Annotated in this window: 9 protein-coding genes, 1 other RNA gene and 1 pseudogene; 7 read left to right on the forward strand and 4 right to left on the reverse strand. The window is 43.0% G+C overall.

The annotated features are described in order from the left end of the window. Positions 1–307 (reverse strand): transposase (locus tag VF399_03355; GenBank protein HEX7319380.1); only part of this gene is annotated, 307 nt, incomplete at its 3' end. 344 nt (positions 308–651) lie between these two features. On the opposite strand from VF399_03355, the gene VF399_03360 reads away from it, so the two are divergent. The 5 genes from VF399_03360 (at position 652) to VF399_03380 (ending at position 8,303) form a co-directional block, all read left to right on the forward strand. Further along, a complete protein-coding gene (locus VF399_03360) occupies positions 652–990 on the forward strand; it encodes a hypothetical protein (protein ID HEX7319381.1) in 339 nt (112 codons plus the stop codon). 137 nt (positions 991–1,127) lie between these two features. Beyond that, positions 1,128–2,627 carry a hypothetical protein gene (locus VF399_03365; protein HEX7319382.1) on the forward strand — a complete coding sequence of 500 codons (1,500 nt, stop codon included), beginning with the start codon at positions 1,128–1,130 and terminating at the stop codon, positions 2,625–2,627. A 344-nt stretch (positions 2,628–2,971) separates the two neighbouring features. Next, positions 2,972–4,852 carry a phosphoenolpyruvate carboxykinase (GTP) gene (locus tag VF399_03370; protein ID HEX7319383.1) on the forward strand — a complete coding sequence of 627 codons (1,881 nt, stop codon included), beginning with the start codon at positions 2,972–2,974 and terminating at the stop codon, positions 4,850–4,852. A gap of 460 nt (positions 4,853–5,312) precedes the next feature. Then, the gene (locus tag VF399_03375) at positions 5,313–7,769 is read left to right on the forward strand and encodes a beta-propeller fold lactonase family protein (GenBank protein ID HEX7319384.1); all 2,457 of its coding nucleotides are present in this window, start codon (positions 5,313–5,315) and stop codon (positions 7,767–7,769) included. Between the two features lie 297 nt (positions 7,770–8,066). Next, on the forward strand, positions 8,067–8,303 hold the full coding sequence (locus VF399_03380) for a type II toxin-antitoxin system HicB family antitoxin (GenBank protein HEX7319385.1): 237 nt from the start codon (positions 8,067–8,069) through the stop codon (positions 8,301–8,303). A 416-nt stretch (positions 8,304–8,719) separates the two neighbouring features. Here VF399_03380 and VF399_03385 read toward each other — a convergent pair whose 3' ends face one another. Then, positions 8,720–9,799, reverse strand: a complete 1,080-nt coding sequence (locus VF399_03385; protein ID HEX7319386.1) for a hypothetical protein — start codon at positions 9,797–9,799, stop codon at positions 8,720–8,722. Between the two features lie 564 nt (positions 9,800–10,363). Here VF399_03385 and VF399_03390 point away from each other — a divergent pair. After that, positions 10,364–10,588 (forward strand): 2-oxoisovalerate dehydrogenase, encoded by a 225-nt coding sequence (locus VF399_03390; GenBank protein HEX7319387.1) that lies wholly within the window; start codon positions 10,364–10,366, stop codon positions 10,586–10,588. Then, positions 10,585–10,722, forward strand: a pseudogene (locus VF399_03395) (type II toxin-antitoxin system HicA family toxin). The gene VF399_03390 and the pseudogene VF399_03395 overlap by 4 nt, the downstream one beginning before the upstream one ends. A 250-nt stretch (positions 10,723–10,972) precedes the next feature. Here VF399_03395 and rny read toward each other — a convergent pair. Beyond that, on the reverse strand, positions 10,973–12,529 hold the full coding sequence (gene rny / locus VF399_03400) for a ribonuclease Y (protein HEX7319388.1): 1,557 nt from the start codon (positions 12,527–12,529) through the stop codon (positions 10,973–10,975). A gap of 38 nt (positions 12,530–12,567) precedes the next feature. Then, a non-coding RNA gene (gene ssrS, locus VF399_03405) (6S RNA) lies at positions 12,568–12,723 on the reverse strand.

The raw sequence follows: 12,723 nt of genomic DNA on the forward strand, positions 1-12,723 counted from the left end.
TGAACCGTTCGCCGAAAACGTGGCCGACCCGATGCGTTTCGCGGTTGAAATACTGCGCGTAGTCACCATGCAGGTTCTGCATGAAGACTGACAGGGTATTTTTCTGGTCATACAGGAAAAGATGCACGTGCCATTCCATCAAGGCATAGGCCAGAATATCAACCGGGAATTGACGAGAGGATTTTTTCAGTAACTCGAGATATTTCCGGTAATGATAATCTTCTTTGAAGACTGGATGGCGATCATTGCCCCAGGCATAAATATGATGGTACAAATCGTTACCGCAAAGACGTGGTTTCCAGGTCATAATTTGTTAAGTTATTATAGTGAAAAATACGGTAATGTCAATGATTTATATCATGATTTTTCATTATGTTTGAGACGCAAAAGTTTCGCGAATTTCAGCAATTATAATATAATTAATTACTAAAATGATGTAATTGCATGAGATAATGAGTCGAAAGTTTCAAAAAATGACCTGTCCGCATATATCCGCATATATCCAAAAATGACCTGTCCGCATATATCTAACGTAAATTTCAATTTTATGTTAGAAATAAGAAAAACTAACTATTGTGAAGTATGATTTTGTCAATAAAATCTACAGCGTACGATAAAATTCACATGCAATTAGAAAGGAGGTGATAAAAAATGAAGAAAATGCTTCTAGCAAGCATTATTGCGAGTTGTTTTGTTACCATGGTTTTTGCCGGATCTATACACGCCACAATTTATTACGGTGACGGAGAACAGCGTGTTGCTAATGCGTTTGTGCAACTTCGCAATGACGACTGTGAAATAATCGATTGGGACTGGGCAGATGAGCAAGGGGAAGTTACGTTTACTGGGCTCACTTCAGGTACCTACTTCGTATTTGCTTATGCTCCCGATAAAAGCAAATTTTGGGGTTGGAACGGATGCGTGGTTGGCAGTGGTCAGACAGATGTAACTGTCAGAGTCTATTCCACGCCTCCTGCAAATCCCTGCTAGTAACTAAACTAACAATGTTGGGGGCGACTATATTTCAAGATAGCGCCCCCAATAAATATCAGTATTTTAGAAAAAGCGGGAAAATATGTTCACTTGATTTTTTTCTTAAATGAAATATAATAATTTGAGGAGTAGCTATGAGAAAGTACATTATTCTGAAAGTCGTTATATTTAAACTCATTCCCGTCATTCTTCTTGCTTATGGCGAGAATTGGATATACCGATATAATGGACCTGGGAATGGTTCGGATGCCGCCAATTCTTTAATTTATGGACTGGACAGCAATATCTATATCGCCGGATACAGTTATGATGGGAACACATATAATGATTTTACCATTATTAGTATTGCAGACACTGGTTATGCTAACTGGGCATATCGCTATAATTACCAGGGACACGGTTCGGATGCCGCCAATTCCATAGTCTATGGCGCGGATGGCAATATCTATGCGGCAGGATATAGCGAAGATAGTATTACAGGTTATGATTTCACCGTGATCAGTCTTGCAGATACCGGAAGCGTTAATTGGATATATAGGTACAGCTGGCAAAGGTATGGTTCGGATGTCGCCAATTCCATAGTCTATGGTGCGGATGGCAATATCTATGCGGCGGGATACAGCGAGGATAGCATAACAGGATATGATTTTATCGTGATCAGCCTTGCAAATATGGGGGATACAAACTGGGTTTACCGGTATAATGGACCTGGAAATGGTTCGGATGCCGCCAATTCCCTGGTTTATGGACTGGACGGCAATATCTATGCAGCAGGATACAGCAAAGATAGTACTACAAATAATGCTCTTACCGTGATCAGTCTCTCGGCTGCCGGTAACACAAACTGGATATATAATCATCATCCAAATCAATTATTTGATTATACGGCTAATTCCATTGTCTTTGGTGCTGACAGTAATATATACGTCGCCGGAGCGGAAGGATCGGATATGGGTTTTATTGTAATAAGCTTAAACGCTTTCGGTGATTCTAGCTGGGCATATGCAGGCAATAATGGTTGCGCCAATGGGATTGTTTATGGAACGGACGGTAATATATATGCTGCGGGACGTTATAACCTGAATTTTACAATAAAAAGTTTCGGGATCGGAGGCTACACAAATTGGACATATTATTATAATAATCCCGGCTACAATGACTATGCAACTTCAATAGCATATGGTATTGATGGTAATATTTATGCGGCAGGATTTGCGGATATCGGTAGTACCGGTCCTGATATAGCCGCAATCAGCTTGACGTCTTCTGGCGACACCAATTGGACATACCTGTATTGTGCTCCGTTCGATGATGGCGCAAATAGTATTGTTTATGGAGCAGATAGCAATGTATATGTTGCGGGATTTAGTGCAAATTCCAGCGCGCAGGGTGACATTATTGTGATAAGCCTACCATCTGAACCTAATAATACTATCGAAGACCAAAAGATCATTGATCTGAATTCCCATTTATGTTCTTCAATCTTTTTTGGCCCCCTGCGATTGCCAAAAGGTAAAAAATGCAAGGTCTTCGACATCACTGGACGAATAGTAATGCCCGGCCAACTTAAGCCAGGCGTCTATTTCATTCAGATCGATAATAAGATCGTGCAAAAGGTTATCAAGGTAAGATAGTCCTAACGTGCGGTCTGTCAAACCATAGTCGGATTTGGCATTTTTTTATGCGAATCTCACTATCAATACAATTCGTGACTAACCCATATTATATCTAACGGATTTTAATGTCAATCCGCGCCGTCAAGATTTTATGGCAGGGCGGAATTCGGTCCGTGAAGTTTAAGTTTTGTTAAAAATTTTCTATAAATTATTCACCACTTGCATTTTTGGCGGAATTGAATATACTTATACATTGAAAGCGGAAATTCTTTAATTTTTATACAGAATAATCGCTTCATAAACCCAGTTGAATTAATAGTCGGGTTTTTTGGTAATATCAGGCGATCAAAGGAGGCAAAAAAATGGCGCTAGACACAAAACAGATCTTAAAGACTAAGATCGGAGACGAAGGCTTTAACAAGCTGATGAAAATAAACAATGATGCGCTCTATAAGTTCGTTGCTGAATACATTGAGCACTGCAATCCGGCCCGCGTTTTTGTGTGCACCGATGAACAAAAGGATATCCAGTACCTGCGGGATACCGCGGTCAAAAACGGCGAAGAACAAAAACTGGCAATGGAAGGTCATACGATCCACTATGACAATTACGGCGACCAGGGCCGGGACAAAAAGAACACTGGGATCCTGCTGCCAGCTGGCGTCAAATTCGACGATGCCATCGAGACCAAGGACCGGGAACCAGCGCTTAAAGACATCAGGCTCATCCTTAAGGATATCATGAAGGGCAAGGAAATGTTCGTTTGTTTCTTCTGCCTGGGACCGAAAAATTCGGAATTCTCGATCCCGGCGGTCCAGATCACCGACTCCAGCTACGTAGCGCACAGCGAGACGATACTGTACCGGGCCGGGTATGAAGAATTCGTGAAGCAGGGACCAAAAGCTAGATTTTTCAAATTCGTTCATTCCCAGGGCGAACTCGATGAGCGCAAAACATGCAAGAACTTAAGCCAGCGGCGGATCTTCATCGACCTGGCGGACGGCATCGTTTTCAGTGCCAATACCCAGTACGGCGGCAACACCATCGGATTAAAAAAATTGGCCATGCGCTTGGCGATCGACCGCGGCTCCAAAGAAGGCTGGCTGACCGAACATATGCTGGTCATGGGCGTGCACGGACCCAAGGGCAGGGTGACCTATTTCACCGGGGCATTCCCGTCGCTCTGCGGAAAAACTTCGACCGCCATGCTCGAAGGCGAAACGATCGTGGGCGATGACATCGCCTACCTGAGGAAGAAAGGCGGCGAGGTCAGGACCGTTAACGTCGAAAAAGGGATGTTCGGTATCATCATGGGCGTCAATTCCAAGGACGATGTGTACCAGTGGAAAGCCATTCACAGCAAGGGCGAGAAAATATTTTCGAACGTCCTGATGACCCCCGGCGGCGGCGTGCACTGGATCGGCAAGGACGGCAGCGTGCCGGAAAAAGGCATGAACCATTCGGGCGAATGGACCAAGGGCAAGAAGGACGCCAACGGCAAGGAAATACAATGCAGCCATCCCAACGCCCGTTTCACGGTCGAACTGGCTGAGTTCGATAACCTGGATCCGACGCTGCACAAACCCGAGGGCGTGGTGGTCGGCGGGTTTGTCTATGGTGGCAGAGACTCGGATACCTGCGTGCCGGTGGAAGAATCCTTTGATTATGTGCACGGCATCATCACCAAAGGCGCTTCCCTGGAATCTGAGACCACCGCGGCGACGCTGGGCAAGGAAGGCGTGCGCGAGTTCAACCCCATGTCAAATCTTGATTTTCTTTCGATCCCGATCGCCAAGTACATTCAGATCAACGTCGATTTTGCGAAGGACCTGAAAAAACCACCCAAGATCTTCGGCGTGAACTACTTCCTGAAGGACAAGCAGGGACAATTCCTCAATGAAAAGACGGATAAGCGCGTGTGGTACAAATGGATGGAACTGCGCGTGCACGGCGAAGCGAAAGCGATCAAAACCCCGTCCGGCATGATCCCCATTTACGAGGACCTCCAAAGGCTTTTCAAGGAAGTGTTAAAGAAAGAATACACCAAAGAAGCTTACACCGCACAATTCACCACCCGCATCCCCGAACACCTGGCGAAGATCGAGCGGGTCAAGACCATCTATAACACGAGAGTATTGAATCCGCCCAAGGTTCTGTTCGACGTCCTGGAAGAACAGCAAAAGAGACTGGTGGAATATCAGAAAAAATACGGCGACTACATCACGCCGGACCAGCTGAAATAGGACGTTGCGACATTAAGCATAAGGGGCACGTCAAGCGTGCCCCTTATGCTTTATTCATTGTAACTTTCGATATTTCAAGACTGGTAACAGATAAGAGAAATTCTTTGAAATTTGTTATGATTTTATAACTTGGCCAGTTAATTGGTTAGGTTAATCTGTTAAGGACATAGCGGATTGTCAAACCGATATTTTTTTAGACATCCCGACCCAATAAAATCTCGGCACGAATTCCGCCTTGCCCCGCTATGCATCATGCGGGATTAAACGAAAACCATAAAAAGTTGAATTATAGCCCTTAAAACCACCATAATCTCAACAGATATTCTGACATTGTGATATTTTACGAAATAGCGTTAAATTTTGACCATTGACAGTACCCGGCCTGCGGTCTATACACCCGGCGGCCGTGTAATTTGTCTGTCATCAATCAATTAAATAGAAATATTCCGGCAGTCGCTGAATGAATTCAATGTTGCAGATCTCGAATTTATCACACTTTCAGGGCAAAAACCACAACAATCTGTTGACAATAAATTTATTTAGTGTATTATTTATTGGCGGATTTATTAATAGAACAAAATTTTATGCAAGTATACTGTTTCTATTTATCGGCGCAATCAATGCCCAATGGCTTGAGACGACTATCTATGTTCCTGATTCGCTTAGTGGTGTTATTATGCCACAAGCTTTTACATATAACGAAACTAACGATAAAATTTATGTTGGTGGATGGCTTGGTAAATCTGTAATTGTTGTTGATGGTGTAACAGATACTAAAATTGCCCGAATTCCTGTTGGCCCGATTATTCATGCACTTTGCTGGAATTCAACAAACAATAAGATCTATTGCGCTAATGCTGCTAATAATACCGTGACCGTGATTGACGGCGCAACTAATGTTGTAATAACAACGATCACGGTGGGCATTTATCCATGGGCTTTGGTTTACAATTTAATCAATAACAAGATATATTGCGCAAATGGTCAGGGTGGCACCGTGACTATAATTGATGGTGCTGGTGATTCGATAATAACAAGTATCTCGACAGGAAACGGTCCCCATCGGCTGGTCTGGAATGCTACTAACAATAAAGTCTATTGCACAAATTTTTATAGTGGTAGCGTGAGCGTAATCGACGGTGCAACAAATACCCTTATAACAACTATTCCGGTTGGAAATTGGCCGACCGCGATAGCATGGAATTCAATAAACAATAAGATCTATTGTAGTAACAGAAATAGTAATACCGTAACCGTAATTAATGGCATGACTGACTCGGTGATAACGACAGTTGCGGTGGGTACTAACCCCGATGCCCTGGTTTGGAACTCAGCCGGCAATAAAATCTATTGCGCCAATAGAAATAATCGTACTGTGACCGTGATCGACGGTGCAACAAATTCCGTGATCACGACCATCCCGGTTGGATCCAATCCTGGTGCTTTGGTATGGAATTCAATCCGTAACAAAATCTATTGCGCTAATGAGAATAGTGACAATGTTACGATAATTGATGGCCAATCTAATTCAATCATTACAACGATTACGGTGGGAAATGGACCGCTGGCATTAGTATTTAATCCGAATGATAATAAAGTTTATTGCGCAAATGGCGTACATGATGTTGCAGTGGACAGCTATGATAGCAACGATGTGTCCGTGATCGATGGAGTTAGCAATTCAATAATCACGAATATCATTGTGGGAAGTGAACCCTTTGCTTTTGTTTGGAATTCAACCAATAACAAAATCTATTGTGCAAACTGCTATAGTAAAATATTAACAGTGATTGACGGCCTAACAAATACGGTGATCACAAACATTAAAGCGGAAGGCGGGGTCTTTGTATCCTGGATACCCTTTGCTCTGATCTGGAATTCTAGTGATAACAAAGTTTATTTTGTCGATTACAATAGTAATGCAGTGACTGTGATTGACGGCGCAGTGGACTCAATAATAACCAATGTTGCTGTGGGTAGCCATCCCCTGGCGTTGGCTTGGGATTCTATTAATGATAAAATTTTCTGTGCTAATTCTGACGGCAACACTGTGACTGTGATTGATGGTTCTGCGGATACGGTGATTACAACTATTGATGTGGGAAATTACCCTACTGCTTTGTTGTGGACCTCAACTAACGATAAAATCTATTGTGCTAATACGGGAAGTAGCACCATAACAGTGATTGATGCGATAGGAGATAGCGTAATCACAACCATAAGCGTTCGACCTGAGCCTATTTCTCTGGGTTGGAACTCCTCTAACAACAAAGTCTATTGTAATAGTTATAGCATGAATAGCTTGACCGTGATCGATGGTTCAGCGGATACGGTGATAACAAACATCGCAGTCGGCTATCAACCTAATCTCCTTATTTGGAATTCCATTAATAATAAAGTCTATTGCGGCAATGAAGGAAATGGCAGGGTATCCGTGATCGACGGTTTACGGGATTCTGTAATTGCGACTATTATATTAGGTAATAATAATATGGTTATACCTATTGTCTGGGATTCGATAAATAACAAAATCTATTGCGGCAACGGCGACAGTTGTGTTGTTCTGGTCATTGACGGTACAACAGATGCTGTGGTAACGACTATTGTGGTTGGACAATGGCCCTGGGGTTTAGTATGGAATTCGCTTCAGAATCGAATCTATACGGCGAACACCATGAGTTCGAATATTTCAGTAATTAAAGATGTTGTAGGAATAAAAGAAAATAATTCTACTGCTATAGTCAGCAATAAAATCGGTGCCACGATCCTGAGTGGATCTCTGCAGTTACCAAAGGATAAAAAGTGCAAGGTTTATGACATCACGGGCCGAATTGTCATACCGGAAAACATAAAACTAGGGATTTATTTCATTGAAATTGATGGGGTAATAACACAAAAGGTGGTTAAAGTTAGGTAAAATCAAATTTAATTAAAAAATAAGGGAAGTGATTTTTGGTCACTCCCCTTGTTTTTTCATGTCACGGATTTGTCACACTTTTTGACCGAAACAGGCCGAAACGGTCAGAAAGGCGCAAAAGCAGTGCAGCATGATCGCACCTCAGTCATTCAATAAAATAATGGTCAATATTTTGTCATAATCAAGGTTTATATTGCTCAGAAGTTGTTTTTATTTTGTTTTTTATAAGGTGATGAAATGCATATTTACATCTTGACATAACACCTGATATCCATATAATGCATTTAGAGATAGATCATGAAAACATATAAGTTTACCAGCGTTATTTGGAAAGAAAAAGAAGGTTATGTTTCCAAATGCCCGGAATTGGGCGTAGCGAGTTGCGGTTCAAGCGTCGACGAGGCGCTTAAGAATCTGCGCGAAGCAGTAGAACTATATCTGGAGAACGCCAAGGCATTGGGGATGATGAACGAGCTTGAGGCGGAGTTCAAATATAAAGAGCGATTCACCTCGGTACTTGAGGTGGTTGTATAAACAAACTCCCGATTTTATCTTCGACTGGGAACAAATTCCGCCCTGCCCCGCTATGCGTCATGCGGGATTAAACGAAAACCATAAAAAGTTGAATTACACCCCTTAAAACCACCATAATCTCAGCAGATATTCTGACCTTGTGATATTTTACGAAATAGCGTTAAATTTTGACCATTGACAGTACCCGGCCTGCGGACTACACCCCCGGCGGCCGTGTAACTTGTCTGTCATCAATCAATTAAATAGAAATATTCCGGCAGTCGCTGAATGAATACAAAGTTTTTCAAAGTCTTTGATTTTTATACATCTCGTAATATTGTATAATTTTAACCATTTTATTTTAACAAACTGCCACTGCTTTTAGTTAAAACCAAGCCGAATATAATACAAAAGAGCGGATTTTGTATAACACAGAATTATGGCGTTTTATAATCTATCCATCCCAATACTTTAAATGCTGATTCAAGCATGGAAATCGTTGTATGAAATAATTTTGTTCCTGACACACCTGTATTCTTATGTTCTAAGGACGGCATAAAAGATAATATGTACTTTATCAGGACTAGATTAGCAATCCATAATTGATTTTTCCCATTATAAGAAAATCGTCTGGGTTCAATGTCATCGCCATGTATCATATCATTTCTTAAACTATAGAAATCATAGCCCCACCATGCAAATTTTGAAATATTGGCAGTTAAATTAGCGGTTCCGAATTTATTTTTTTCTAAAGCCTTTTTTTCAGGTGGTGTTATAGGTCTTTCTTCTTTTACAAAAAACCGATCTACTATATGTTCTAATTTAGATAAAACCTCAATCTTGATATGACTTTTGCTCGAGATATTTAAGAGCACTTCTATGCATATGGTTAATAATAATATAGATGATAAAGAAGCTATATTTGTAAGCACCATGTTGGCATAATAGCAAAAGTCAACAACTCTTAATATGCGATTTCTTAATTCATTATTAAAAGAAGCTGAAAACAATTCTGCGGAAAATTCTTGAATAAAATCAATGTCAATATTCAATGGTTCTTGAATATAAGTATCAAGTGGTTGGTGAAACATATTGTCACCCCAAAATCGGTTTGTACCCTCAACTCTTGTAACAATTCTTTTCGGATCTAATGGATAACGATGTAGTATGAAAGGATTTGAGCAAATCATTCCATGGTTACTGTTATCATGTGCAATTCGTGTGGCAAAAGCATCAATAACTTGTAACCATGCCAACATGGTTATGGCAGAAACAACAGTATCACCATTGGATTCATCAATGATACATGAATTATTCATTTTACATAAAACAAAGTTATTGAGTAATTTACAATTATCATCTCGGTAAGACGCTAATATATTTCTTATTCGTTGTTGAGTTTCCCTTTCTTCCACACTGATTAAATCAAGCGTTTCCGGTATAAATATAACTCCATTTATCGATAATTCTTTCTTGATTTTTAACCAAGGCAATATGTTTATATGTTGTAAGTTCATCAAGTGGACTATTGTTCCCCCATACCTTTTTATATTATACGGTTAACATCTCGTTAGTCAATATTATTCCACAATCGTATTTTCAACTTTGTTAAGGTCCTCAAGTTTTCGCATTATGCCGATCACCGTCTGTTTCATCTGACAGTCAGTAATGTCATCATTTGCTTGGATGTTTTCCAGCATACTGGTTAGTTCCTCTTTTTTTTTGGAATCTTGGAATAACTGTAAAACCTATCATCAAGGCACAAATGCCGGACAGGTTGGTTGTGTTGCATTTCGCGCCATTATCTCCCGTAATTTCGTGCACTTTTTACATACAAATATTCTGAGAGTATTTTATCGGAATTTTTCGTTGCATTTTGTGCCTCAAACTCAATGAAATATCGGAGGTTTTCGAAAGGATACCCGGCCTGCGGTCTATACATCCAATGATCGTGTATTAGCGTCTGTGGTTAATCAATTTAAAGCAAATATTCCGGCAGTCGCTGATTGAATGTGCAGGGATCTGCTCGATCGGTATTCCTTGCATCTTGATTTACAGATGAAGCTGCATATAATACACGCATGAAGAAGAGGAAAATTGACAAGGAAATAATTTTCATGGTTGAAGAATCGCTTGACGGCGGATACGAGGCGCACGCACCGGGTTATTCTATTTTTACGGAAGCCGAAACCTTAGATGAACTGCGTATATCGATAAAAGATGCCGTGACGTATCATTTTGCGGACGGCGAAGCACCGGCTATTATTCGGATGCATATCGTGAGAGATGAGTTGATCCCCGTATGAAACTGCCCCGGGACCTGGGCGGCGAAGAACTTGCTAAGATCCTGGGTAAATATGGATATCAAATCACCCGTCAGACAGGCAGTCATATCAGGCTGACGACAGTATTCAAAGGGCAACACCATATGACTATTCCATAACATAAAACTCTGAAAGTCGGAACGCTGAATAATATTCTGAATGATATTGCACAATATTTGAAAAAAGATAAACAGATTTTGATAGAAGAATTATTCACTAAGTATTGATTATGGCATTTGCTGCCAGTCGCATCGTGCAAAGTTGGGAGCATAGCCGGAAAAATATCGACTTATAGCTGCGTTGATGTTGATAAAAGGGGCACGCTTTGCGTGCCCCTTTTCTTTTTGCTAAAATCCGTACAACGAGTTACTTCGCCAGCTCGATCGCCCGTTTTTCCCGGATGACGGTTATCTTTATCTGCCCCGGGTACTGCGTTTCCTTCTCGATGCGGCGGGCGATATTGCGCGCCAGGTCTTCGGCCTCGTAATCCGAGATCTTTTCGGGCTGGACCATTACCCTGATCTCGCGGCCCGCCTGGATCGCAAATACCCGCTCCACGCCATTGAAAGATGCGGCGATCTCTTCCAGGGTCTTGAGACGCTTGATATAAGCTTCGATCGTTTCCCGGCGCGCCCCTGGACGCGAACCCGAGATCGAGTCAGCGATCTCCACGACAAACGCATACGGCGTCGTCGGTTTGATCTCTTCGTGGTGCGCCCCGATGGTGTTCACGATCGTCTCGTTCTCGCCGAATTTCATGGCCAGTTCGGCGCCGATCTGCGCGTGGGGACCTTCGATATTAAGGTCAGCGACCTTTCCCAGGTCGTGCAACAAGCCGGCCCGCCGCGCCGTTACCGAATCCAACCCCAATTCCTGGGCAAGCAGTGCCGAAAGGTACGAGACTTCCTTGGAATGTTGCAGCAGGTTCTGGCCGTAGCTGGTCCGGAACCTCATCTTCCCCAGGTACTTGATGATCTCCGGCGACAGGCCGATGATACCCAATTCCAGCGTGATCTCCTCGCCGGCGTTCTTGATCGCCAGGTCAAGTTCTTTCTGGGCGTTCTTCACGACCTCTTCGATGCGCGCTGGATGGATCCGGCCGTCAGATACCAGCTTCGACATGGCCATGCGCGCGATCTCGCGGCGGAGGGGGTCAAAGCACGACAGCGAGATGGTCTCGGGAGTGTCGTCAATGATGACCTCAACGCCGGTCAGGTTCTCGAACGCCCGGATATTTCGTCCTTCACGGCCGATGATCCTTCCCTTCATGTCTTCGGACGGGATTACGACGACGGAGATCGTGGTCTCCGCGGTATGGGCGGTAGCGCAGCGCTGGATCGACTGCAGGACGATCTCCCGGGCCGTCTCTTCGGCCTGCGCCCTGGCTTCTTCTTTTATCTTGCTGAGCAGCCCGGACGCCTCGTGGCGCGCTTCGGCTTCAAGGTTTTTCATGAGCGCGTTCTTGGCTTCATCCTTGGAGAGATTGGCGATCTGCTGAAGAGCGTCTGTTTCCTGTTTGATAAGCTGGTCTAAGCGTTCTGATTTGGCCTGGATGATCCGTTCCCGGTTTTGGATATTGTGTTCCTTCGTCAGTACTTCTTTTTCTTTTTCAATGATGATCTGTTCGCGGCGGTCCAGTGCCAGCTCTTTTTCCAGCAGACGTTTTTCCGCTTTTTCCGTTTCTTTTCTTTTATTCTGGGTTTCCCGTTCGAAATTGAGTTTTTCCTGGTACCATTCTTCTTTGGCGGCGATGACCGCCGATTTGCGGTAGTTCTCTGCTTCTTTTTTCGCCTCATCGATGATCTTCTCGGCTTCCTTTGAGGCGTTGATGATTTTGGTCCGACCGAATTTAGAGTAGATAAATATCGCAAAACTCGCGGCGATCACTATCGCCGCAATGCTTAACAGTATCTGGAATGTCATGACAACTCCTCGCCCCGCGAAATGGGGACAATTTTTTAAAGTTCCCCGCATGTGCCGTGTGGGAAAAAGTCTTTGAACCCAGGTTTAAGGTGGGCGCCTGTCGGCTGTCAGACAATTCCAACAGTCAAACGTGGCTCCCAAACGATGGGTGTTGGCTCAAGACTTAATGCCCATCACGGACACTGCAGGGAACG

Source organism: bacterium, assembly GCA_036382775.1.
GTDB lineage: Bacteria > Hydrothermota > Tepidihabitantia > SM23-42 > JAOAFX01 > DASVHD01.

Excerpts from the sequence above, each read along its gene's own strand:
- VF399_03360 (HEX7319381.1), top strand. The coding sequence starts at position 652 with ATGAAGAAAATGCTTCTAGCAAGCATTATTGCGAGTTGTTTTGTTACC.
- VF399_03365 (HEX7319382.1), top strand. The coding sequence starts at position 1,128 with ATGAGAAAGTACATTATTCTGAAAGTCGTTATATTTAAACTCATTCCC.
- VF399_03370 (HEX7319383.1), top strand. The coding sequence starts at position 2,972 with ATGGCGCTAGACACAAAACAGATCTTAAAGACTAAGATCGGAGACGAA.
- VF399_03375 (HEX7319384.1), top strand. The coding sequence starts at position 5,313 with ATGAATTCAATGTTGCAGATCTCGAATTTATCACACTTTCAGGGCAAA.
- VF399_03380 (HEX7319385.1), top strand. The coding sequence starts at position 8,067 with ATGAAAACATATAAGTTTACCAGCGTTATTTGGAAAGAAAAAGAAGGT.
- VF399_03385 (HEX7319386.1), bottom strand. The coding sequence starts at position 9,799 with ATGAACTTACAACATATAAACATATTGCCTTGGTTAAAAATCAAGAAA.
- VF399_03390 (HEX7319387.1), top strand. The coding sequence starts at position 10,364 with ATGAAGAAGAGGAAAATTGACAAGGAAATAATTTTCATGGTTGAAGAA.
- rny (HEX7319388.1), bottom strand. The coding sequence starts at position 12,529 with ATGACATTCCAGATACTGTTAAGCATTGCGGCGATAGTGATCGCCGCG.